This is a genomic window from Ruminococcus flavefaciens (genome assembly GCF_900119075.1).
GTDB classification, from domain to species: Bacteria; Bacillota; Clostridia; order Oscillospirales; family Ruminococcaceae; genus Ruminococcus; species Ruminococcus flavefaciens_Q.
In genome coordinates, this window is record NZ_FPIP01000003.1 from 253,034 (window position 1) to 277,199 (window position 24,166).

24 protein-coding genes are annotated in these 24,166 nt (G+C 49.5%); 16 read left to right on the plus strand and 8 right to left on the minus strand.

Annotated features, from left to right (window positions below; genetic code table 11):
• Positions 1-12: 12 nt before the first annotated feature.
• The 7 genes from BT105_RS06075 to spoIID form a co-directional block, all read right to left on the minus strand.
• Positions 13-786 carry a hypothetical protein gene (locus BT105_RS06075; RefSeq protein ID WP_143186555.1) on the minus strand — a complete coding sequence of 258 codons (774 nt, stop codon included), beginning with the start codon at positions 784-786 and terminating at the stop codon, positions 13-15.
• 9 nt (positions 787-795) lie between these two features.
• Positions 796-1,068 carry a hypothetical protein gene (locus BT105_RS06080; protein ID WP_072299904.1) on the minus strand — a complete coding sequence of 91 codons (273 nt, stop codon included), beginning with the start codon at positions 1,066-1,068 and terminating at the stop codon, positions 796-798.
• A gap of 32 nt (positions 1,069-1,100) precedes the next feature.
• Positions 1,101-1,370 (minus strand): hypothetical protein, encoded by a 270-nt coding sequence (locus tag BT105_RS06085; protein ID WP_081367814.1) that lies wholly within the window; start codon positions 1,368-1,370, stop codon positions 1,101-1,103.
• A gap of 93 nt (positions 1,371-1,463) precedes the next feature.
• The gene (gene gmd / locus BT105_RS06090; protein WP_072299905.1) at positions 1,464-2,501 is read right to left on the minus strand and encodes a GDP-mannose 4,6-dehydratase; all 1,038 of its coding nucleotides are present in this window, start codon (positions 2,499-2,501) and stop codon (positions 1,464-1,466) included.
• Positions 2,502-2,564: 63 nt separating this feature from the next.
• Complete coding sequence (locus BT105_RS06095; RefSeq protein WP_072299906.1) at positions 2,565-3,629, minus strand: mannose-1-phosphate guanylyltransferase; 1,065 nt, start codon at positions 3,627-3,629, stop codon at positions 2,565-2,567.
• Entirely contained in the window at positions 3,626-5,014 is a 1,389-nt protein-coding gene (locus BT105_RS06100) for a sugar transferase (protein ID WP_072299907.1), read from the minus strand. The genes BT105_RS06095 and BT105_RS06100 overlap by 4 nt, the downstream gene beginning before the upstream one ends.
• Positions 5,015-5,218: 204 nt before the next feature.
• A complete protein-coding gene (spoIID, locus tag BT105_RS06105) occupies positions 5,219-6,241 on the minus strand; it encodes a stage II sporulation protein D (protein WP_072299908.1) in 1,023 nt (340 codons plus the stop codon).
• A gap of 132 nt (positions 6,242-6,373) precedes the next feature.
• On the opposite strand from spoIID, the gene BT105_RS06110 reads away from it, so the two are divergent.
• The 12 genes from BT105_RS06110 to BT105_RS06165 all read left to right on the plus strand — a co-directional run bounded on the left by BT105_RS06110 (position 6,374) and on the right by BT105_RS06165 (position 18,080).
• Positions 6,374-7,732, plus strand: a complete 1,359-nt coding sequence (locus BT105_RS06110; RefSeq protein ID WP_072299909.1) for a citrate synthase — start codon at positions 6,374-6,376, stop codon at positions 7,730-7,732.
• Positions 7,733-7,743: 11 nt separating this feature from the next.
• Complete coding sequence (locus tag BT105_RS06115) at positions 7,744-9,078, plus strand: hypothetical protein (protein ID WP_072299910.1); 1,335 nt, start codon at positions 7,744-7,746, stop codon at positions 9,076-9,078.
• A gap of 22 nt (positions 9,079-9,100) precedes the next feature.
• Positions 9,101-9,802: a response regulator transcription factor gene (locus BT105_RS06120; RefSeq protein ID WP_028514206.1), complete on the plus strand. Its 702-nt coding sequence runs from the start codon at positions 9,101-9,103 to the stop codon at positions 9,800-9,802.
• The gene (locus tag BT105_RS06125) at positions 9,802-11,205 is read left to right on the plus strand and encodes a sensor histidine kinase (RefSeq protein ID WP_072299911.1); all 1,404 of its coding nucleotides are present in this window, start codon (positions 9,802-9,804) and stop codon (positions 11,203-11,205) included. Before BT105_RS06120 ends, BT105_RS06125 begins: the two co-directional genes overlap by 1 nt.
• A 22-nt stretch (positions 11,206-11,227) precedes the next feature.
• Positions 11,228-12,256: a DUF1385 domain-containing protein gene (locus tag BT105_RS06130; protein WP_072299912.1), complete on the plus strand. Its 1,029-nt coding sequence runs from the start codon at positions 11,228-11,230 to the stop codon at positions 12,254-12,256.
• Positions 12,250-13,107, plus strand: a complete 858-nt coding sequence (prmC, locus tag BT105_RS06135) for a peptide chain release factor N(5)-glutamine methyltransferase (protein ID WP_072299913.1) — start codon at positions 12,250-12,252, stop codon at positions 13,105-13,107. The genes BT105_RS06130 and prmC overlap by 7 nt, the downstream gene beginning before the upstream one ends.
• Positions 13,108-13,240: 133 nt before the next feature.
• Entirely contained in the window at positions 13,241-13,861 is a 621-nt protein-coding gene (locus BT105_RS06140; RefSeq protein ID WP_072299914.1) for a metallophosphoesterase family protein, read from the plus strand.
• Positions 13,862-13,934: 73 nt separating this feature from the next.
• Positions 13,935-15,119 (plus strand): recombinase RecA, encoded by a 1,185-nt coding sequence (recA, locus tag BT105_RS06145; protein WP_072299915.1) that lies wholly within the window; start codon positions 13,935-13,937, stop codon positions 15,117-15,119.
• On the plus strand, positions 15,119-15,760 hold the full coding sequence (locus tag BT105_RS06150; protein ID WP_072299916.1) for a regulatory protein RecX: 642 nt from the start codon (positions 15,119-15,121) through the stop codon (positions 15,758-15,760). Before recA ends, BT105_RS06150 begins: the two co-directional genes overlap by 1 nt.
• A gap of 1 nt (position 15,761) precedes the next feature.
• A complete protein-coding gene (gene rimO, locus BT105_RS06155) occupies positions 15,762-17,093 on the plus strand; it encodes a 30S ribosomal protein S12 methylthiotransferase RimO (protein ID WP_072299917.1) in 1,332 nt (443 codons plus the stop codon).
• Positions 17,090-17,674, plus strand: a complete 585-nt coding sequence (gene pgsA / locus BT105_RS06160; protein WP_072299918.1) for a CDP-diacylglycerol--glycerol-3-phosphate 3-phosphatidyltransferase — start codon at positions 17,090-17,092, stop codon at positions 17,672-17,674. The genes rimO and pgsA overlap by 4 nt, the downstream gene beginning before the upstream one ends.
• A gap of 19 nt (positions 17,675-17,693) precedes the next feature.
• Entirely contained in the window at positions 17,694-18,080 is a 387-nt protein-coding gene (locus BT105_RS06165; protein ID WP_072299919.1) for a metal-dependent transcriptional regulator, read from the plus strand.
• Between the two features lie 202 nt (positions 18,081-18,282).
• On the opposite strand, the gene htpG is transcribed toward BT105_RS06165, so the two are convergent.
• The gene (gene htpG / locus BT105_RS06170) at positions 18,283-20,184 is read right to left on the minus strand and encodes a molecular chaperone HtpG (RefSeq protein ID WP_072299920.1); all 1,902 of its coding nucleotides are present in this window, start codon (positions 20,182-20,184) and stop codon (positions 18,283-18,285) included.
• A gap of 464 nt (positions 20,185-20,648) precedes the next feature.
• Here htpG and BT105_RS06175 point away from each other — a divergent pair, with 464 nt between their 5' ends.
• The 4 genes from BT105_RS06175 (at position 20,649) to rlmH (ending at position 23,992) form a co-directional block, all read left to right on the plus strand.
• A complete protein-coding gene (locus BT105_RS06175) occupies positions 20,649-21,026 on the plus strand; it encodes a hypothetical protein (protein WP_072299921.1) in 378 nt (125 codons plus the stop codon).
• Positions 21,027-21,161: 135 nt separating this feature from the next.
• Positions 21,162-22,580, plus strand: coding sequence for a cysteine--tRNA ligase (gene cysS, locus BT105_RS06180; protein WP_072299922.1), 1,419 nt, complete (start codon positions 21,162-21,164; stop codon positions 22,578-22,580).
• Positions 22,581-22,733: 153 nt separating this feature from the next.
• Positions 22,734-23,519 (plus strand): MBL fold metallo-hydrolase, encoded by a 786-nt coding sequence (locus BT105_RS06185; RefSeq protein WP_072299923.1) that lies wholly within the window; start codon positions 22,734-22,736, stop codon positions 23,517-23,519.
• Positions 23,516-23,992 carry a 23S rRNA (pseudouridine(1915)-N(3))-methyltransferase RlmH gene (gene rlmH, locus BT105_RS06190; protein ID WP_028514220.1) on the plus strand — a complete coding sequence of 159 codons (477 nt, stop codon included), beginning with the start codon at positions 23,516-23,518 and terminating at the stop codon, positions 23,990-23,992. Before BT105_RS06185 ends, rlmH begins: the two co-directional genes overlap by 4 nt.
• Positions 23,993-24,166 lie beyond the last annotated feature (174 nt).

The window sequence follows — 24,166 nt, forward strand, 5'->3', positions numbered from 1 at the left end:
AATAGCTCCTGTTTATCTGCTCAATATAAGCAGATATATCGTAAAAATAAGCAATCCTGCCGATAAAGCGAGGAATATGCAGAAATAAGAGATACAGCCTATAAGAGAATACTTCTGTACATATACAGTTTTTTTGTCATCTCTGTCATAGAGAAGCGTCAGCTGCTGTTTTTTCATTTTTCGTGAAGCTGCTGCAAAATCGCGGACAGCTTCCTCATGGTACGCTCCGTCATCAGTGGTATAGCCGAATATAGCCTTGGCATTTCTGCCGTATATCTGCCACCGCAGGAATCTGCCCTCGGTGCGCAAGCCTGTTTTTTCAAGCCTTATGCATTTTCTGAGACTGAAAAAAGACGACAGCGTTATAGCTCCCATAATTCCGTTGAAAGCTGCGGCAATAGCTATAGCAGGGCTGAATATAAAGCCTATCGCTACAAGAAGTGCTGCGCAGATAAGAGTCAGCAGTGTTATCTTCACCATTCTTTTGGGCTGTTTTACCGCGAAATATATCACAGGTACAGCGAGAATGGCGAGATAGATAATATTCCACCACAGATCGGGATCAATGAAAAATGCAGGTACGGTCAGTGCTGCGATAACACCCAGCACGAGAAAAAGTGCGGAAAGCGAGCCCAGCGGATCGGCTATGAGCAGCTTGATATATTTTGCGATAAGAACGCCGATAATCACCAGACTTGGTACAGCTGCAAGTGCTATCAGACCGTAATCCTCTAAGATCTCCTTGAATCGCTCCGAAAAGCTGAGCAAACAGATGAAATTCATCATATTTCCGACTTAAAGCATTACCTTGTCTGCTATTTCTCTTTCGAGGTCGTCGATATAGCTGTCCGTCTGACTTACAGAGAAGCCCGAAGCAGGCAGGAACAGTATTTTTGCCTTTCTCAGCGGCATATGTCTTATTTTCAGCAGCTCTGCGTTTATAGCTGCGTCGGATATCATCATTCCGCTGATCCTGTCGATAAGCGCATTGTAAGCGTCTATCTTTGCGAGGACGTCATTTTTGACATAGCCCCCCAGCACGGTGTCAAAATAGATCTCATTTCCCATAATAACGCTCCTTTCAGAAAGCGCTGTGTATTTTATTTGAATGCTTTTGCGATACCTTTTTCAAGGTCTGCGATGTAGGCGTCGGCATCCTTCACTGAGAAGCCCACCTTGCCGAAAAATCCGCCTTTTTCCCTGAACATAGGCTGCTGGTGGATAAGCTCCAGCTCAGCCTTTGCCTTGTCGTTGGGAAGACCGTTCTGCATTGCGGTTATGAGTGTATTGTATGCGTCCAGTTTGGCTATGAAGGACTCCTGATTGTAGCCGCCCTTCTCGTAGCCTAAAATATCAAGCTCCATGCCCATATTTATACTCCCTTTTATCATTATTTACAGCAGACCGAACCCCTCTCAAGGGACTGTATCCCCAGTCCCTCCGATCGGCTGTTATGGTTTATATCAGCCAAGTATCTCCTTGACCTTTAATTCATTCTGTACAAGCTCCAGATCGTTCTTTACCATGCGCTCAACAAGCTGTGAGAAGTTTATCTCGCGCTTCCAGCCCAGAACCTTTTCAGCCTTTGAAGGATCGCCGAGAAGTATATCTACCTCGGCAGGACGGAAGAACTTCTTGTTTACCTTTACGATAGTCTTGCCGTTTGCCTTGTTGATACCTATCTCGTCAACGCCTGTGCCCTGCCACTCGACCTCGATATCAAGGTGCTTGAAAGCAGTCTCAACGAACTCGCGGACAGTTCTTGTCTCATTTGTAGCGATAACGTAATCATCGGGCTTGTCCTGCTGGAGCATGAGCCACATAGCGCGGACATAGTCCTTTGAGTGTCCCCAGTCACGCTTTGAGTCCATGTTGCCGAGCTCCATGTACTCCTGTACGCCCAGCTTGATGCGTACAGCGGCGTCGGTTATCTTACGTGTAACGAACTCTATGCCGCGGCGCTCTGATTCGTGGTTGAAAAGTATACCGGAGCAGGCAAAGAGGTTGTAGCTCTCGCGGTAGTTCTTTGTTATCCAGTGACCGTAGAGCTTAGCTACGCCGTACGGGCTTCTTGGGTAGAAAGGAGTTGTCTCCTTCTGAGGTATCTCCTGAACCAGACCGAACATCTCAGATGTGGAAGCCTGATAGAAGCGTGCCTCGGGCTTTACTATGCGGATAGCCTCCAGCATATTTGTAACGCCGAGAGCGTCTATATCTGCTGTGCCGAGAGGTGTGTCCCAGCTTGTAGCAACGAATGACTGAGCGGCAAGGTTGTATACCTCGTCAGCCTGTGAAATTCTCATAGCGGAGATGAGGGATACGGGATCGGTCATATCAGCGTAGATGAGGTGTACCTTGTCCTTGAGGTGAGCGATATTGCCGTAATCAACGGTAGCCTTTCTTCTCCAGATACCGTAAACCCTGTAGCCTTTTTCGAGGAGAAGCTCTGCGAGGTAAGAGCCGTCCTGTCCTGTGATTCCTGTAATAAGTGCGTTTTTCATATTTATACTCCTTTTATTCAAATCTGAGCTGTAGGGGGCGATGCCCGCATAATAATTCTCAATTTATATAAATTCTGTTCTTTCCTGCTCTTTCAGCTGAGCAATGACCTTCTTTACGTCCTGTGTGTTGTTCTTTGAGCACACAAGGAGGACGTCGTCGGTATCGACGATGATGATATCCCTTGTACCAACAGCGGCTATAAGGCGCTTGCCGCCGCATATCGTGGTGCGCTTTGAGTCAATTGTGATAACGTCGCCGTCGATGTAGTTCTTGTCGTCGTCGGTCTCGTTGATACGCTCAACAGCCAGCCAGCTTCCCACGTCGTCCCAGCCGAAGCTTCCCGGGATAGTGTAGATGTGCTTTGCCTTTTCCATGATGCCGAAGTCAACGGATTCGCTTCTGAATGCGGTGAACTCCTTTACGAGAACGTCCGTGAACTGCGGAGTGCCGAAAGCCTCTCCGATACGGACAGCTCCCTCGTATATATCAGGCATGAGAGCCTTTAGATTGAGCATAATGGAGGATATCTTCCATACGAACATACCGCTGTTCCAGAGGTATCTTCCCGAAGCAAGGTACTCCTTTGCGGTAGCAAGGTCGGGCTTTTCAACAAAGCGCTCAACAGCGTAGACATCGCCCTTTTCCTCACCGAAGTTGATATAGCCGTAGCCTGTTTCGGGATATTCGGGAGTAATGCCTATGGTAACAAGGCGCTTGCCCTTTTCAGCGGCTTTGATAGCCTTTCTGAGAGTGTTGATGTATATCTCCTCATAGCCGATGAGGTGGTCAGAGGGCAGTACCAGCATTACTGCGTCCTCGTACTTGCGGTTGATGACAGCCGCCGCAAAGGCTATACATGGAGCAGTATTCCTTGCGCAGGGCTCAGCCAGTATATTCTCCTTGGGGATATTCGGGAGCTGTTCGTGCACAAGGTCTGTGTAAGCAGCATTTGTAACGATGTAGATGTCCTCAGCCTCAACAATGGGCATAAGGCGCTTTACGGTTTTCTGTATCATGGTCTCTCCGTCTTTGGTAAGGGAGAGGAACTGCTTAGGGGTAGCGTTGCGGCTCTTTGGCCAGAAGCGCTCGCCACGTCCGCCTGCCATGATGACTGCGGTGGTCTTCATTTCTCTGTGTTCTCCTTTTTTTCGCTGTTCTTCGCCGCAAGGAGCAGCTCCTCGGTCTCGGCGTTGTTCTTTGGCGGGAAGAGCATTGTCTTTAATGTCATTAATATTATTTGAAGGTCGAGACGTATCGAGTAATTTTCTATATACATCAGGTCCATTTTCAGCTTGTCATAGGGTGTTGTGTCATAGGTTCCCGTAACCTGGGCATAGCCTGTGAGACCTGCCTTTACTTTAAGGCGGAAGCCGAATTCGGGCATTTCCTTTTCGTATTCCTTAGTGAGCTCGGGGCGCTCGGGACGCGGTCCTACCACGGACATATCGCCCTTGAGTATATTCAGGAGCTGAGGGAACTCGTCCACACGGAATTTTCTCAGTATCTTTCCCACAGGAGTTATGCGGTCGTCCTCTTCGGAGGCAAGACGGGGCTTGCCGTCCTTTTCCGCGTCAACTATCATGCTGCGGAACTTGTAAACGTCGAACTCCTTGCCGTTGAGGGTAAGGCGCTTCTGCTTGTAGAATACGGGACCTCTGTCGTAGAGCTTTACAGCCAGTGCGGCTATGAGCATGAAAGGCGCCGCAGGGATAAGCGCAATAAGTGAGAATATAACATCGAATATGCGCTTTAAGAGCTGCTGCTCGAAATCAAGTCCGTAATTTCGGCAGAGCATGAGAGGTGTATCAAAGAGGCGGATATCATCTGCGCCTCTTATTATAATATCTGAGATTTTCGGGGCGATATACGCGCGTTTGGAGTGCTCGAAGCAGAATTTGAGATAATCGTTTCTCTGCTCGGCAGGGATATCGCATATGATAGCGCCCTCATACTTCATAATTATCTCGCGTACCTTTTCTTCGGGCTCGTTTATGCTTATGGACTCGCAAATCATGTACTTGTCCACGCGCTGGCTCATTTTAAGGACTAAAGCCGCCGCCTGATGACTGCCGTAGATGATGACCAGTTTTCTGGGCGGATATATCATGAAGTACAGCTTGCCTGCAAGGAGAGTCCATAGGGCTATGACTCCCATATCCGTGCAGGTCATCAGCGCCACAGGAGCAACAGCCATGAAATGTCGTCCAATGAGGCTTATGAGAAAGTATGAAACTGTATTGACGCAGACCATTGATATCATCTGCGCGTACAGCATATCGGTCTTTTTGAGGTAGCCCAGCTTGAAGCCGCCGTAGGCTCTGAAAAACAGCCATACCAGCAGGCAGTATATAGCGATGAGCACCCAGTTTCCTCGTCTGTAGTAGGGGAGCACTATCTCGCCGCTGTAGTTTTTGTACCATACAAAGGCAAAAATGCCCGTAAGCATGGCAAGAAGCAGTATTCCCGAAATAAAGGTGACGAATCTTTTATATAAATCTCTGTTTTTGTTCATAATCCTTATCCGCTTGTGACGGACGCAGTCTCCTTGTGATTCTGTATTTATTATCTCTCTGTGCCGCAAAAAGCGGTATAGAGTTATTATAGCAAATCTGGAAAGACCTGTCAATATAATTTGACGTATTTGGCAATAAATGAAAAGATATTATTGCGTTTTGCACAAAAACAGATTAATTAATGCAGGAGCAGCGCCATTATTTCAGCTCTTTGATATGGTGCAGTTCGGGTAGTAATGCTCCAGTATCTCACGCCAGCTTTTTCCCTGTGCCGCCATGGCGTCCGCGCCGTACTGGCTCATGCCCACGCCGTGACCGTAGCCCTTGGTGGTGATGACTATCTCGTCGGGCTCGCAGCGCACCTCAAAGCTTGCGGAGCGCAGGGAAAGAGCCTGTCTCAGGTCGTTTCCCGTGACTGTGCGGTCACCTGCGGCGGCGGTGAGGACTGTGCCCGAGTTGGAAACGGTCAGCACATTGAGCCATTCCCTGAAATCGTCACCCAGTTTTATGCCCTTAAAGGCGGCTTCAAGGGCGGCTCTCAGCTCGTCGGGAGAAAAGCGCTTGTCCTCGCGGAATTTCGGAGCTGTCAGGTCGGAGCGGCTGTCAACCTCCACAAGGTAGTCCACGGGAGCTCCCCATGCGTTTTCGGCGCTCTCGGTAAAGCCTGCCGACATGGAGTGAAAAGCGGCGATAATAGGCGCGTCTTCGTAGGTGATGATGTAGGGGAGCACCTCGTCGGCGGCTTTGGCTATTTTCTTGTAGTTTTTATCGAAATTGTCTCCGAAAGCCTCTTTTATCTGCTCCTTTGTGTAGCAGCCCTGATATTTCCCGGTATCATTGGAGAAATCCGCACCTTTCAGCTCTGCCGAGGGGCTTTCTTTTTCGCGGAGACGCTGGCGCTCCGCATAGGTATGGGCGGCTACAGCCTGAGCTTTCAGGGCTTCTTCGCCGAATGAAGCGGGCATTTCCGCACATACAGCTCCGATGACGTATTCGCGGACGGGCACTTTCAGCACCCTGCCGCTGTCAACGTCGAGGACTTTGTAGGGCTCGGAAGAAAAAGCCGGGCTTTCGGCGGTATTTTTGTCATCGAGGACTATTTCCTGTAGCTTCACCGCCTGTTCCGTATCGTTCTGACCGCTTCTGCCGCGGATAAGCACGGGAACGGCAGGGAGCACAGTTACGGACACAACAAGCAGTAAAGCTGAGATAAGAAGTTTTTTCATAGGGTTCTCCTTTCGGCACAATATACAAGAACGTTTGTTTTGCAACAGCTCTTTATATTGTAAATAACATTTGACATTATAATGAATATGGTGTATAATTGAAAATGAATATGTTTTAGGAGTGTGATCGTGATGCCGTCATACATTTCAGGCGCTAACATTACAGATTTATGCGGGAGACTTGCGGATAATTCCGCTATCGATCCCAAGCTTTATGAAAAATATCATGTCAAGAGAGGACTTCGCAACAGCGACGGCACAGGTGTTATGGCAGGTATCACCAATATCTGCAACGTTCACGGCTATGTAGTCAACGAGGGCGAAAAGGAGCCTATCCCCGGACAGTTAATATACAGAGGCTATAACATCAACGACCTTGTTGAGAATGTTGAAAAGGACGACCGCTTCGGCTATGAGGAGACTGCTTTCCTCCTGCTCTTCGGTCATCTTCCCAACGAGAAGGAGCTTAAGACTTTCAGCTCCTATATCTCAGTGAAAAGAGACCTCCCCAACGGTTTCGTTGAGGATATGATACTCAAAGCTCCGTCAAAGAATATCATGAACAAGCTTGCCCGTTCGGTGCTGGCTCTGTATTCCTACGACGACGAGTGCGAGAACAAGGGGCTTGAAAACGAAATGCGCACAGCGGTAAGCCTTATCGCCAAGATGCCTGTCATCATGGCTAACGCTTATCAGGTAAAGCGCAGGGTTTTCGACAACCAGAGCATGATAATGCACCCTATAAACTACGAGGAGAACACCGCTCAGTGTATCCTCTCTCTGCTCCGTCCCGACAGACAGTACACCAAGGACGAGGCTCAGATGCTTGACCGTCTCCTGATGTTACAGGCTGAGCACGGCGGCGGAAACAACTCCACATTTACCTGCCGAGTCCTCACATCATCGGGAACAGATCCTTATTCGGCTTATTCTTCGGCTATATGCTCACTTAAAGGTCCCCGTCACGGCGGCGCTAACCTTGCTGTTATCAATATGCTTGACAACTTCAAGGCTAACATCAAGAACTGGGAGGACGAGGGCGAGGTAGCCGACTATATGCGCAAGACTATCCGCAAGGAGACCAACGACCACTCAGGTCTTATCTACGGTATGGGACACGCGGTATATACTATCTCCGATCCCCGTGCCGTTATACTGAAGAAAAAGGCTTTCGAGCTTGCAAAGGGCAAGGAGATCGAGGCAGAGTTCAGACTTCTCGAAACTATCGAGAGACTTACTCCCGAGATATTCCTCGAGCTCAAGGGCAGCTCAAAGGCAATGTGCGCTAACGTTGATATGTATTCGGGACTTGTTTACCGTATGCTGGGTATCCCAGACGAGCTCTTCACACCGCTGTTCGCAATTGCGCGTATGGCAGGCTGGGCTGCTCACCGCATGGAGGAGATACTCACGGGCGGAAGAATAATCCGTCCTGCTTACAAGGCTATCGCAAAGGAAAAGGAATACATAAAGCTCTCTGAGCGCGAATAAGCTCATATCCTATGAAAAAAATATCAGCAGCTTTCACAGCCCTCACAACGGGGGCTGCACTTACGGGCTGTACCTTCGGTGCAAGCATAGATACCCTTATGACTCCGCCGAAGCTCGGTCCCGAGCAGGAGCAGATATACTCCAAGCTGACGACTTCCCTCAACACATCGAACATTAGCCTTAAATACCCCAAGTCGGGCAAGTATCTCTCGGCGTTCATAATCGAGGATATCGACGGCGACGGCGGCAACGAGGCTCTTGTGTTCTATGAGAGAAACAACCATGCAGCTGACGAGAATCCCCTGCATATAAACGTCCTCGACAAAAAGGAGGACGGCGAATGGACCTCCGCCTATGATATCCCTGCCGCAGGCAGCGAGATAGAGGAGGTCAAGATATCCAGACTCGGCTCAAACGACCGTGTGAACATCATCATCGGAACCAGTATGATAAACCGTTCCGAGAAGAATGTTTCCATATACACCTATGCCGACGGCAGATTACAGGAGCCGCCTACGTTCTCAAAATCAAAGTCCTACGCCTTTTTTGACGTGGTGGACCTTGACCTTGACGGACAGTACGAGCTCTTCAGACTTATGGGAGCCACAAGCGAGAGCGAGGCTATGGCTGAGGCTTTCAAGCTGGACGACAGCGGCACCTATCACAGGTCCTACCTTGAGCTCAGCGATAATTTCAGCGATTTCGACATAAGCTACGGCAAGGTGGGCGATTCCGAAATGGGCGTATATATCGACGCTCAGTCAGGCGCGGGCTCTGTTCAGACAGATGTCCTTTACATGAAGGACGGCGCACTGCACAAGGTATTCAGCACCCCTGAGAGGTCTGCGGAAACTATCCGTCCCGCAGGCTGCGGCAGCTTCGATGTTGACGGCGACGGCAGCATAGAGATACCCGTGCAGGTCACAGCTCCGGGATACGGAGAGTCTCCCGAGAGCGAGCAGCTCAGGCTGACGGACTGGAAGCAGGTCATCGGCGACGATAAGCTGGAAAAGCATTATACCTCATATTACAGTGTAAATGACGGATATATCTTTCTTTTCCCCGAAAAATGGGAGGGAAATGTCACAGTAAAGCGCGACGTCGTCAATGACGAGATAGTTTTCTGCGCTTTCAGGGACGGAAAAATGGGCAGAGAGCTCCTGCATATCTTCTGCGCAGAGGACGTACCCTCGCGGGAGGACAGGATTTCAAGCGGCTATATGCTCATGCATACCAAGGGCGATTCGGCTTGCCTTGCCCTGATACCACGGAATGTTGATACAGAAGGCGACGGACTTTCCATAACCTCGGGCGACGCGGCTGTGGGATTCAGATACAGAGACTGACACACCAAAGGAGTGAACACTGATGAAACGTATACTTATATGCGAGGACGAGGATACTATCCGCGAATTCGTTGTCATAAACCTTAAACGCGCAGGCTATGATGTAGTAGATGTAAACTGCGGAGAAGCTGCTCTCAAGACCTTTGAGGCTGAGCACGGCAACTTCGATATCGTCCTGCTGGATATTATGATGCCCGGAATAGACGGCTTTACGGTCTGCAAGAAGATACGTGAAAAGAGCTCGACTATCGGCATTATCATGCTTACTGCAAGAACTCAGGAAATGGACAAGGTCAGCGGTCTTATGATAGGCGCTGACGACTATATCACCAAACCGTTCTCACCGTCGGAGCTCACTGCCCGTGTGGACGCTATATACCGCCGTGTGTGCATGAGCTTCATCAAGACCGAGAAGCAGTCCGTAATAGAGAGCGGTCCATTCGTGCTCAATTTGAAGAGCCGCACCGTTACCAAGGACGGTGCTCCCATAGAGCTTACTCAGGTGGAGTACCAGATACTGGAGTACTTCATGAACAATAAAAACACAGCCCTCGACCGTGCAAGCATACTCAACCATATATGGGGCGAGAGCTACTACGGCGACGATAAGATAGTCGACGTAAATATCAGACGTATCCGTATGAAGATAGAGGAGGAGCCTTCAAACCCGAAGTACATCATCACTATCTGGGGCTACGGATATAAGTGGAATGACGGGCAGTAATGGCTAAAAAAAGTATCACAAAGCGCTGGATATTCAACAACTTAGGCGTTGTTGTCCTGTCGCTCCTTGTAATAGATATGGCGATAATCTATGCGATACAGAACTATTTCTACAGCTCTGCAAGGCAGTATCTTGTATCAAAGCTCAACGCCGTAACAAGCGTGCTGAGTATGCATTCTCAGGACAGCTCTGCGAATTTCTCGGCGGAGATGAGAAAAATGCTTGAGACCTTCAACGAGAAGGACAAGATAGAGCTCATGGCGATAAATTCAAAGGGCAGAGTGGTTCTTACCTCATCGGGATTTTCGCCCGACGCTAAAGATATTATGCCTGACTACAAGGAGGCTCTCGAAAAGAACGAGGGCTACAACGTGTACAGGCTGGGCGGCGGCGAAAAGGTGCTGGCAGTATCCGTGCCCATAACCTCTATGAGTAACGAGTACAGCGCAGTCCGCATGGTAACGTCCCTGACGGAGATAGACAACACTATTAAGAGCTATTCCGCCGTGGTGACTATGGTCTGCGTCACTATCATACTGATAATCGTCATAACAGGTCTGTATTTTGCAGGCTCTATCGTAAGACCTATCAGACAGATAAGCGGTATCGCTCGTAAATTCGCCCTCGGAGACTTCTCGACACGTATTGAGAACGACAGCGACGACGAGATAGGCGACCTCTGTACCGCCATAAACAATATGGCTGACGAGCTCTCCGCTACGGAGGCTATGAAGAATGAGTTCATCTCCTCGGTATCTCACGAGCTGAGAACTCCTCTCACCGCTATAAAGGGCTGGGCGGAGACTCTCATGATAGACGGCGGCGGAAGTCCCGACACCATGAAAAAGGGCGTCGGCGTTATCGTAAATGAGACCGAGCGACTTTCGCAGATGGTAGAGGAGCTCCTTGACTTCTCCCGTATGCAGAGCGGTCATTTCACACTTCAGAATGCAAATATGGATATCCTCGCGGAGCTTGGCGACGCTGTGCTTATTTACAGCGACAAGGCAAGACGCGAGAATCAGGAGATAATCTATGACGAGCCCGATATGCTCCCCTTTGTATTCGGCGACAAGAACCGTATAAGACAGGTATTCATCAACGTTATCGACAATGCGCTGAAATACTCGTCAGCAGGGGATACCGTCACTATAAAGGCATATGAAAAGGGCGGAAACATCATAGTTTCCGTAAAGGATACGGGCTGCGGAATCAAAAAATCCGACCTTGCTAAGGTCAAGACCAAATTCTATAAAGCAAACCACACACGCCGCGGTTCGGGTATCGGACTTGCCGTTGCAGATGAGATAATCAGTATGCACGGCGGCTCCCTCGATATCGACAGCGAGGGCGAGGGACTTGGTACAACTGTTACCATAACTCTGCCTGCGGTGAAGCAGTAATTACACACTATAAGGTGAAAACATGGGAAAAAACAACACAACACAGGAAAAATTCAAATCCAAAATAGGCGGACAGGCTCTTATCGAGGGCATAATGATGTTAGGTCCGAATACGGGCGCAATGGCTTGCAGGCTTCCCGACGGCACTATAGACCTTGAAACATGGGAGGAAAACAACGGCAAGAACGCTCCGTGGTACAAGAAAGTACCTCTCGTAAGAGGCTGTACGGGGTTTGTAGGCTCACTTGTCAAGGGCTACAAGTACATGATGAAGTCTGCGGAAAAGCAGATACCCGATGACGAGGAAGACGGCAAGGACAAGAAGAAAAAGTCCGAAGCAGAGAAGCCTGCCGAGATAAAGACAGAAAGCGCAGCAGCCGCTCCTGCCGAGGGTGCTGAGGCAAAGAAGAAGTCCGATAAAAAAGAGGATTCCGTATACGATATCGTAATGTACATCGGCATACTCATAGGTATCGTTATGGCTTTCGGACTGTTCGCATTCCTGCCGAAATGGATAGTGGGATTTATCCCAGCCGTCAAGGAGCACCGCTTCCTGCGCTCACTTCTTGAGGGCATAGTAAAGATAGCTATTTTCGTGCTGTATATGTACATTATCAGCCTTATGAAGGATATAAAGCGCCAGTTCATGTATCACGGCGCAGAGCACAAGACCATTGCCTGCCATGAGGCGGAGCTCCCCCTCACAGTGGAGAACGTCCGCAAGCAGACACGTTTCCACAAGCGCTGCGGTACAAGCTTTATATTCATAGTTCTCATAGTCAGCATATTCGTGATGTGCTTCGTGCCTTTCACGGTGACATGGCAGAGAATAGTGGCTTCGCTGGTGCTCCTGCCGCTGGTAGTAGGCGTGTCCTATGAGTGCATACGCCTTGCAGGCAACAACGACAACACATTCACAAGAATACTTTCCGCTCCGGGACTTGCTATGCAGCGCATAACCACACGCGAGCCCGACGACAGCATGATTGAGATAGCAATAGCAGCTCTTACTCCCTGTATCCCCAAGGATAAGGAGGAGGACAGGTGGTAAGCCGAAAGGAGCTTTTTGCCCGATGCAGGGAACTCATTGCACAGCGTGACGAGGAAACTGCCGACTTTGATACGAACTGTATCCTTCAGGACCTGCTGGGAGACAGGAACCCCATGTTCGCTCCGCAGCTCCCTGTGCCTGATGACAAGGCGCAGGAGATACTTTCACTTGCGCAGAGACGCTCCGAGGGCTATCCCTTGCAGTATCTCCTCGGTCAGTGGGAATTCTGGGGCTGCAATTTCAAAATAGGGGAGGGAGTTCTGATACCCCGTCCCGATACCGAAACTCTTGTGGAGCAGGTGCTTGACATCTGCCGACGGGAGAAAATGACAACACCTAAGATAGCCGACCTTTGCAGCGGCAGCGGCTGTATCGCAGCTGCCCTGAAAAAGGAGCTCCCCAATGCGGATATCTGCGCAGTGGAGCTGTCCGATAAGGCTCTGCCCTATCTGAGACAGAATATGGAGCTAAACGGCTGTGATGTAAATATAATTCACGGAGACGTGCTGGACAGCAGTATCGCAGAGCAGCTCACTGAGCTGGATATACTGGTCAGCAATCCGCCATACCTTACAGCTCAGGATATGAGGGAGCTGCAAACAGAGGTTCAGCATGAGCCTGCTACGGCGCTTTTCGGCGGCGAGGACGGTCTGGACTTCTACAGAGCCATGACGAAGCTGTGGAAAAGCTCGATAAAGTCGGGCGGCTTCATAGCCTATGAATTCGGCATGGGACAGCATGACGCCGTAAAGGCGATACTGGAAGAAAACGGCTTCACGGACGTTGAATTGCGCCGTGACGGCGGCGGAATAATAAGAACAGCAGCCGCTGTTAAAGCCCTTAGCCGTTAGCCAACTGTAGGGGGCGATGCCTACATCGCCCCGTTCGATTAAAAAACAATTCGGGCTGATGTGGGCATCAGCCCCTACATCGGAATGCCGAGGGCGGCGTTCCCTACACAAACCCATCAAGAAAGGATAAGCCATGAAAATAGCGGTGTTTTCAGATGTTCACGGAAATCTCAAAGCCCTTGAAGCAGTTCTTGAACAGATAAAAGCAGCCAAACCCGATAAAACAGTGTTTTTAGGCGATATTTTTCAGCGCGGAAACGAGGAGTTTGAATGTCTTGAACTTCTGAAAGCAAGCGGTATAGTCTGCTTAAAGGGCAACTGCGAGCTTTACGCTCAGCACGGCGTTGACGTTGATCCCGATGTGGAGCATCTCAGGGCTTATTACGACGGAGTGAGGAAAAAGCTTACCGCAGAGCAAATGGAGTTCATCAGGGAAATGCCCCTATTCTGTGAAATAGAAAGCAGCGGAAAGAAACTGCATTTTTCCCACTTCCTGTTTTTGGATATTGAAAAGCCATATCCCTTTTTACCGCTGTCAAGCCTGAAGGACGGCAGCTTCGATAAGGCTTGCGAGGGCGAAAACGTAACGAAATACGACCTTGCAGTCATCGGTCACTGTCATCAGAATTTCGTTAAGGGAAATGTAGTTTCCGTTTCGGCTTCGGGACTGGAGGGCGCTTCATGGCTTCTTATTGAGGTCAATGAGGATTCAGTCGACTTTGAGCACATCAGCCTTGACTTGATCCAGAGCTGAGAGTGAAGTATCATGAATTTTATTCAGGAAATTTAAAGGTTAATATACTATAATATATACGGAGGAAATACCAATGGCAAAGAAAGAACTTGCTAAAAAGCCTACAGTTGTGAGAGTTACCACCAAAGAGGACAAGAAAACTGCCCTTGACGGCGCTCTCAAGCAGATAGAAAAGAAATACGGCGCAGGCGCTGTAATGCGTCTCGGACAGACCAAGACTCTCAATGTTGACGCTATCCCAACAGGCTCCATGACTCTGGATATGGCGCTGGGTATAGGCGGCGTTCCGAGAGGACGTATCGTTGAGATATACGGTCCCGAGAGCTCAGGTAAGACTACCGTTGCTCTGTCCATAGTCGCACAGGCTCAGAAGGCTGGCGGCGAGGCTGCATTCATCGATGTTGAACACGCCCTCGATCCTGTTTATGCGCAGGCTCTCGGCGTAAACATCAACGACCTGCTGGTATCACAGCCCGACAGCGGCGAGCAGGCTCTTGAAATAGCAGAGGCTCTTATCCGCTCGGGAGCTATCGATGTTATAGTTCTCGACTCTATCGCTGCTATGACTACCCGTGCCGAAATTGACGGTGAAATGGGCGATCTCCACGTCGGTCAGCTGGCAAGACTCATGTCTCAGGCTATGAGAAAGCTGACTGCTGCTATATCAAAATCCAACTGCGTGGCTATCTTCATCAACCAGATACGTGAGAAGATAGGCGTTATGTACGGCAACCCCGAGACTACCCCCGGCGGACGCGCTCTGAAGTTCTATTCCTCTGTCCGTATCGAGGTAAGAAAGGGCGAGGTGCTCAAGTCGGGCACTGACGTTATCGGCGCCTGCACACGCTGCAAGATAGTCAAGAACAAGGTAGCTCCGCCGTTCAAGGAGTGCGAGTTCGACCTTATGTACGGCAGCGGAATCTCCCGTACAGGCGAGGTGCTTGACCTTGCGGTTGACCTTGACATCATCAAGAAGGGCGGCTCATGGTTCAGCTACAAGGACCAGAAGCTTGGACAGGGACGCGACAACGTCAAGGAGCTTCTCCAGAATGACGAAAAGCTCATGAAGGAGATAGAGGAGCAGATACTCGCACGCAAGGACGAGCTGAATGCTGCTCCTGCAAAGAAGAGCAAGCCTGCTGAAAAGGCTGTCGTTTCCGAGGATACATCGGCTGAGGGCGGCGCTCCCGAGGCAGATGACGACGTTCTCGCAAACTTCGATGAGAACTTTGAGGAATTTACTCCTGCTGAGGAATAATGAAAATAACCTCAGTAAGCAAATACAAGGGCTCGACCTATGAGGCGGAGCTTGACGACGGGCGAAAGCTCTATCTCCACGCCGATATCATCACCGATTTCGGCATACACGCAGGCATGGAGACAGACCGCGAAACCCTGAAAAAGATAGTCTACGCTTCAAACTTCCGCAGAGCCTATCAGCGGGCGCTTTACCTGCTGGATTACAGGGATTACACATATTCGGAAATGTTCAGAAAGCTGGTGGAGAACTACAAGAGCGAAGCTCTCTGCACCGCAGTGATGAAAAGGCTCACGGAGCACGGCTTCATCAACGACGAGCGCTATGCCGAGCGCATGGCGCGTAAGCTGGTGGAGATAAAGCACTTCGGCTATCGCCGCTGCAAGCGTGAGATAATGCTTAAAGGCGTTGACCAGTTCATCGCCGAAGACGCTCTGGCGCCCTACAGCGAGACATTCGGCGAGAATCTCATGGAGCTTCTCCGCACCAAGCATTCCCGATACTTAACGGATATTGAGGACAGAAAATCAATAGAAAAGGTCAAGAACGCTCTTGTGCGGTACGGCTACGATTTTTCGGAGATAAACCGCGCTGTCAAGGAGTATTTCGAGAGCGCAGGCGACCTTGAGGAGGAAAACTGACATGGCGATCAAGGTGGGCATGGTTTCACTTGGCTGCTCAAAAAATCTTGTGGACTCTGAGCGTATGCTCAGCAAGCTGAAAAATCACGGCTACAAGCTTGTTACAGAACCGGGACTTGCCGATGTGGCGGTAGTCAACACCTGCGGCTTCATAAAGGCTGCAAAGGAGGAGGCTATCGACACTATCCTCGAGCTGGGAAAGCTCAAGGAGGAGGGCACTTTAAAGAAAATAATCATCACAGGCTGCCTTGTTGAGAGATACAAGGAGGAGGCTGCGGAGCAGTTCCCCGAGGCAGACGCTGTTATCGGAATAGGCGATACTAAGGATATCGTGGATATACTCGACCACGTCCTCGCAGACGAGCGCGTGGTGCACTTCGCGCCCAAGCTTGACGCGGAGCTCTGCGGCGAGAGAATAATTTCCACACTGCCCTTTTTCACATATCTTAAAGTCGCAGAGGGCTGCTCGAACTGCTGTACCTACTGCGCTATACCCATGATAAGAGGTAAATTCCGCAGCGTTCCCATGGAAAAGCTGCTTGAAGAAGCAAAATTCCTCGCAGACAACGGCGTTACGGAGCTTGTTGTCATCGCACAGGACACTGCTCTCTACGGCAAGGACCTTTACGGCGAGCCGAAGCTGGCGGAGCTTCTTACAGAGCTGTGCAAAATAGACGGTCTCCGCTGGATACGCACTCTTTACTGCTACCCCGAGCGCATAACCGACGAGCTTCTTGACGTTATCGCCCGTGAGGACAAGATAGTGAAGTATCTCGAAATACCCATACAGCACTGCAACGGCGATATACTCAGCCGCATGAACCGCTGGGGCGACACGGAAAAGCTGGAGGCGCTTTTTGCTCATATCCGTGAAAAGGTGCCTAACGTGGTACTCCGTACAACTCTCATTACAGGTTTCCCGGGAGAGACCGAGGAGCAGTTCGAGGAGCTGGCTGAGTTCGTTAAGAGAGTCCGCTTTGACAGACTGGGCTGCTTTGCTTATTCCCGTGAGGAGGGTACAAAGGCTTACAGCTTCCCCGACCAGATAGACGAGGAAACAGCCGCCCACCGCGCTGATATAATCATGGAGCAGCAAATGCTCATAAGCTGTGAGAACAACGAAAACCTAATGGGCGCGGAGCTCACCGCAGTTGTTGAGGGCTTCGACAAGTTCGGAGAGTGCTGGTTCGGCAGAACGCCCCTTGACGCTCCCGACATTGACGGAAAGGTGTTCTTTACGTCGGATAAGCCCCTTAATATCGGCGATTACGTTAAGATCAGGATCACCGATACACTCGATTACGATCTGATAGGAGAGGTGATAAGCCAATGAACCTGCCAAATAAGCTGACTCTGCTGAGAGTCGTTCTTATTCCGTTTTTTCTGCTGTTTATGTATATAAACGTGCCGTTCCACTACGGTATTGCGCTGGTGATATTTGCAGCAGCCTCCATTACCGACGCTCTTGACGGAAAAATAGCAAGAGCACGTAATCTTGTTACTAATTTCGGCAAATTCCTTGATCCGCTGGCGGATAAGGTGCTTGTATTAGCGGCTCTCACCGTTTTCGTGGAGCTGCCCTGTGTGAAAATGGGCGCAATACCGCTCATCATAATCACCGCAAGAGAATTCATGGTCTCGGGACTGAGACTTCTTGCCGCAAACAGCGGCGTTGTAGTTGCCGCAGGTATCTGGGGCAAGCTGAAGACCGCATTTACAATGGTAGCTATCATAGCTATACTGTTCTGGCTGTGTCTTCTCTATGATTTCGGTATAGTTCCCGTCGGAACTTTCGTAAATGCAGTAGATAATATCCTTGTGCCCGTGCTTGTATGGGTATCGACTATACTCACCGTTATTTCGGGCGGAGTATATCTGAAGGGCTACTGGAATCTCATAGACTCCGACAAGTGATACATGAAAGGAGCATAAAATGCAGCATTGTGCAGGTCAGATACGATATCTGGCAGCAATAAAAGAGCTCACCGAAAGAGACGGGCAGGTGCGCTGTGTGAATATATCCCGTCATTTAGGCGTTTCACGTCCCAGCGTCAGCAAAATGCTGAGATGTCTGGCTAACTGCGGATACGTCTACGAGGACTTCTGCAACAGCGTTATGCTTACTCCCGAGGGAGAGGCAGCTGTTGAGGAGATATTCGCTTCATTTGATGAGGTCTACACCTTCTTCCACAGGTTCCTGAAGCTCCCCAAGGAGCAGGCTCACGAGCAGGCGCTCATGTTCATAACGGATTTTCCGCAGGATACCTGCGCACGACTGAAAAAGATAGTAAGACGCACCATCAAAAAACAGGATAAATAAAAAAACGGTACACGAGAGTGTACCGTTTTTACTTTGAGAATAGCGTAATAATGGGATTCCAAAGGGAGTATACTCCCTTTGGTCAGGTCAAGGGTGACTCCCCACGGTGTGGGGAGATGTCGCAACGCGACAGAGGGGACGGACCCGATTAGGGGGACAGCCCTGCAAGTGAGGGCGTCCCTACAGTGCAGCGTTACGCTGCTTACATCAATTCACAAATGAGATTCGAGAACTCCACAGGATCCTCAATGCTCATGCCCTCGATAAGGAGCGCCTGATCGTAGAGGAGCTTTGCGTACTTGCCCAGCTTGTCCTTGTCGCCGCTCTCGCTGAGAGATTTGAGCTTGCCGAATATCTCGTGTTCGGGATTTATCTCGAGAACGCGCTGTGCCTTTATCTTCTGATCAGTCGGCATTGAGTTGAGCACCTTTTCCATTTCGAGAGATATCTCGCCCTCGCTGGTAAGGCATACAGGGTGGGATTTCAGTCTCTGTGAGAGCGCTACCTTTGTGACCTTGCCGTTAAGAGCCTCTTTCAGCTGGCTAAGCAGGTCTGCGCTCTCCTCCTCCTTAGCCTTGAGCTCCTCTTTCTTTTCGGGAGTTTCAAGACCGAGGTCGTCAGCAGATACGGACTTGAATTCCTTGTCCTTGTACTGCATGAGAGCCTTTAATGCGAATTCATCGATATTATCGGTAAGATAGAGTATCTCGAAGCCGTTGTCCTTTACGAGCTCTGTCTGTGGCAGCTGCTCGATACGTGCTGCGCTCTCGCCTGTAGCGTAGTAGATGTACTTCTGATCCTCGCGCATACCTGTAACGTACTCGTCAAGAGTTACCAGCTTCTGCTCGTTGGAAGATGTGAACATCAGGAGGTCCTGAAGCTTGTCCTTGTTCATGCCGAAGTCGCTGTAAACGCCGTATTTGAGCTGTAAGCCGAATGCCTTCCAGAACTCCTCGTACTTCTCACGCTCGTTTTTCAGCATTTTCTTCAGCTCGTTGCTGATAGTCTTTTCAATGCTCTTGGCGATAGTTTTAAGCTGTCTGTCGTGCTGGAGCATCTCACGGGAGATATTCAGCGACAGGTCTTCTGAGTCAACAAGTCCCTTTACAAAGCTGAAATAATCTGGGAGCAGGTCTGCGCACTTGTCCATGATGAGAACGCCGTTTGAGTAGAGCTGCAAGCCCTTTTCGTACTCCTTTGAGTAGTAGTCGAATGGAGCCTTTGACGGGATATAGAGAAGTGCGTTATAAGCAGGCATTTCGTTGCTGATGTGTGAGTATTTCAGAGGCTCGTTGTAATCAAAGAACTTCTCGGTGTAGAAGTGCTTGTAGTCCTCTTCCTTGAGCTCTGTTTTGTTCTTCTTCCAGAGAGGAGTCATGCTGTTGAGAGTCTCTACTTCGAGGTAATCCTCGTATTCGAGAGGCTTCTTGGCTTCCTTTTCCTCCTCGGTCTGCTCCTTTGGACGGCTGTGGGATACTTCCATTTTGATAGGGAAGCGGATATAGTCGGAGTACTTGCTTACAAGGGACTTTATCCTGTACTGGTCGAGGAACTCGCCGTAGTTCTCGTCGTCGGTGTCGTCCAGCATTTCGAGGATAATTTCGGTACCTGTGCTCTTTTTGTCGGCTTCTGTGATAGTGTAGCCGTCAACGCCCTCGGACTCCCACTGATAAGCCTTGTCGCTGCCGTAAGCCTTTGAGATAACGGTCACTTTCTTGGCTACCATGAATGCGGAGTAGAAGCCTACGCCGAACTGTCCGATAATCTGGTTGTCCTCTTCCAGCTTGTTCTCATTCTTGAACTTGAAAGAGCCGCTGTTAGCGATAGTACCGAGGTTGTTTTCAAGCTCCTCCTCGGTCATACCGATACCGTTATCGGTTATTTTCAGTGTACGGCTGTCCTTGTCGGCGGATATCCAGATAGCGAAATCGTCTTTATTGAGACCGACCTTGTCGTCGGTGAGAGATTTGAAATACAGCTTATCAATAGCGTCGCTTGCGTTGGAGATAAGCTCGCGGAGGAAGATCTCCTTATGAGTATAGATCGAGTGGATCATCATATCCAGCAGTCTTTTGGACTCTGCTTTGAACTGTTTTGTTTCCATTTAAAACATCTCCGTAGTTGATTTTAGCACTCTATCTCTTAGAGTGCTAAATAAAGTATATATCTTTTGCAGGTACAAAGTCAAGGGCAGAAGGAAATGTTTACAATTTGTTCATATTTGAGAAGCAGTCCCCAGTCTTGACAAGAGCCTGCACTTTGGTATATAATAATTTTTGGAGTTTAGTACATTCTAAGCACTAATCACTAAAAACTAATTACTGAGAAAGGCATAGCAGTCAGAGTAGCTTTTTTTGCGGACTTTCAGAGAGTGTGCGGAGGGTGCGAGCACATGGTCGGGAGAAGTGAAGTGCGGCTGTCAGCTTCGGCAGGGAAGCGCATAGGCGTGTGTATCTGTCGGCGTTTCGTCCGCGTTAAGGATAAGACGAGTTCAAGACGGAGTGGAAACGAGCAATTGCGCCTCCGAGGTATACCCTCGGGGGCTTTTGTTATTTTAAGGAGGCTTAAATGAATATAATCAAGTATCCCTCGGACGAGGCAGTAAACGAAGCCGTAAAAAACGACAGCCGATTTCTTGCGGCGGTAAGCCTTGACGGGGCAAAAGCCTATGTAGGTGCGGCAGATGACGCAGGTGACCACATAGCGCTTCTTGAAGCCTTTGACGAGTTCAGTCCCGCAGGCTTTTTCAGGCTGAGCTTCGACAGCCTGACCGCAGAGTGGACATTCTCGTGTCCGCGCACTTACAAGGGCATAGCCGCAGACAGCGAGCGCATGGACGCATACTACCGTGACGGACTGCGCGTACTGCCCGAGTTTCTTGTGATGTTCGGGTATTTTTCAAAGCTGAAGATAAAGAACCCACCGCCTGAAATATGGGCGTTTTAATGCGTAATTATTGCATGAACGATAATTAATATGTAGGGGCTGATGCCTACATCAGCCCGAATATAGTTGCCATATGAGCACGGGGCGATGTGGGCATCGCCCCCTACACACATAAATGATTTTGGAGGAATAAAAATGCAGTTATACAATTCATTATCCCATAAAAAAGAAGAATTCGTGCCCCACGCTGAGGGCAAGGTAAATATGTACACCTGCGGACCTACTGTGTACCACTACGCTCACATAGGCAACCTGAGAAGCTACATCATGGAGGATATACTCGAAAAATATCTTCGCTTCACAGGCTACGACGTGAACCGCGTTATGAATATAACCGACGTAGGTCATCTCACCAGCGACGGCGACACAGGCGACGATAAAATGCTCAAGGGAGCAAAGCGTGAGCACAAGACCGTTATGGAAATAGCAAAGTTCTACACAGACGCTTTCTTTGGCGACTGCGACAAGCTCAACATAAAGAAGCCCGACGTTGTAGTGCCTGCTACTACTTATATCGACGAGTTTATCCGCGTTATCAGCGTTCTTATGGAAAAGGGCTACGCTTACGAGGCAGGCGGAAACATCTATTTCGATACCTCAAAGCTTGAAAAGTACTACGTTTTCAACGATTTCAACGAGGAAGACCTTGCAGTAGGTGTTCGTGAGGGCGTTGAAGCTGACGAGAACAAGAGAAACAAGGCTGACTTCGTGCTCTGGTTCACAAAGTCCAAGTTCGACGATCAGGAGCTCAAATGGGACAGCCCGTGGGGTATCGGCTACCCCGGCTGGCACATCGAGTGCTCATGCATAAGCATGAAGAACAACGGCGAGTACCTCGATATCCACTGCGGCGGAATCGACAACGCTTTCCCTCACCACACCAACGAGATAGCTCAGTCTGAGGCTTACCTCGGACATAAGTGGTGCAACTACTGGTTCCATGTGCTCCACCTCAATACAAACAGCGGCAAGATGAGCAAGAGCAAGGGCGAGTTCCTTACAGTATCGCTCCTCGAAGAAAAAGGCTACAAGCCTGTGGTATACCGTTTCTTCTGCCTGCTTTCACACTACAGGAAGTCCCTTGTGTTCTCATGGGAGAACCTTGACAACGCTGTTGTGGCTTACAACAAGCTCATAGAGAAGATAGCTCCTCTTACTAAGGAGAATGGCGGCGATATCGACAAGGCTGAGTACGACCGCCTTATGAAGGACTTCACAGACGCTCTCGACAACGATATTAACACCGCTATGGGTATCACAGTTATATACGACGTGCTGAAATCCAAGGCAAATGGCGCTACAAAGCTTGCTCTTATCGCTAAGTTCGACGAAGTTCTCGGACTTGACCTTATTGCAAATGCTAAGGAGCTTGCAGAAAACGCAGGTTCGGCTTCTGCTGATATCCCAAGTGAGGTTCTTGAGCTTGTTGAACAGCGCAAGGCTGCACGTAAGGAAAAGAATTTCGCACTGGCAGACGAGCTCCGCGACAAGATAGCAGCTCTGGGCTATGAGGTCAAGGAGACAAGACAGGGAACAGAGATAAACAAGCTCTGATACAAATTCATAATGCTTAATGCATAATTCATAATTATAAGTGTCCGCCTTTAGGCGGACATATTGAATAAAGCTGTCAGCGCAAGCTGACACATTAATTATGCATTATGAATTGTGAATTATGAATTAAATAAACGGAACGGAGAATATCCAATGGCAAGACTTTATCCCCTTTTCAGCTCCAGCAAGGGCAATTCCTCCTTTATCGGAACAGAAAAGGGCGGCATACTCATAGACTGCGGCGTAAGCTTCAAGCGGCTCAGCGAAGCCCTCGAAGTCAACCACATTCCCCTGAGCGCTGTACAGGGAGTTTTCATAACCCATGAGCACTCGGACCACGTTGCAGGACTTGCAATGCTGACCAAGAAAACGGGAATGCCTGTATACGGTCAGAAGCGCACTTTGCAGCGGCTCTGCGACGGGAATAAGATAGCGCCTGTCTCTCATGTCATTGACATTACGGGCAAGACCATAAGCTGCGGCGGCAGCGAGGTGAGCTGCTTCAATACGCCTCACGACGCCATACAGAGCTGCGGCTACAGGATACATACCTCCGATGATAAGTACTGCGCCATTTGTACGGACTTGGGACACGTTACTCCCGAGGTTGACGAGGCGCTGAATGGCTGCCGAATGGTGCTCATCGAAGCCAACTACGACGACTATATGCTGCGCACAGGTCCGTATCCTCTGTATCTGAAAGAGCGCATACTTTCGCCAAACGGTCATCTCTCCAACGACGACTGCGCCGTGCAGGTGGGAAAGCTCATAGAGCGAGGAACTACCCATTTCCTGCTGGGACATCTCAGTCAGGACAACAACCGTCCCAATATCGCGGACAGCACCGTTCAGCGGAGCCTTGAACGCTTCGCAAGGGGCAGGGACTACCTTTTGGGCGTAGCTCCCGTTGAAACTCAGGGAGGAGCTGTTATTTTCTGATGAATATAAATCTTATAGTCATAGGCAAGCTGAAAGAGGAATATCTCCGCAGCGCCTGTGCAGAATATATAAAGCGGCTGGGCAGGTACTGCAATTTCGAGCTCCACGAGCTGGACGAGTGCCGACTCAGTGACGAGCCCTCGGAAAAGGAGATAGCGACTGCGCTGAAAAAGGAAGCGGAGCAGATAAAGCGCTATGCAAAGGGCATGATAGTGCCTATGTGTATCGAGGGGAAGCAGCTCACAAGTCCCGAGCTCTCGGAGAAGATAAGCTCCGCAGGAGTAAGCGGTCAGAGCACCGTGACCTTTATAATAGGAAGTTCATTCGGACTTGATCCCGAGATAAAGGCAATGGGAGCGCTTAAACTCTCTATGTCGAAGATGACCTTTCCACACCAGCTTGCAAGGGTAATGCTCTTAGAGCAGATATACCGCGCATTCCAGATCGCAGAGGGCGGAAAATACCATAAATAAAAAGGACAGCTTCGGCTGTCCTTTTTTAGCCGTTAGTTTTGTAGGGGCTGTAATTTTAGGTGAATCCTGCGGACTTGACAGCCAAAAGGCGTTGTGATATAATTAAAAGATACTATGGAATTTTATGCGCTTTTGACGGTAAAGACCGTTTCTGCGCGTTTCAAGGAGCAATTA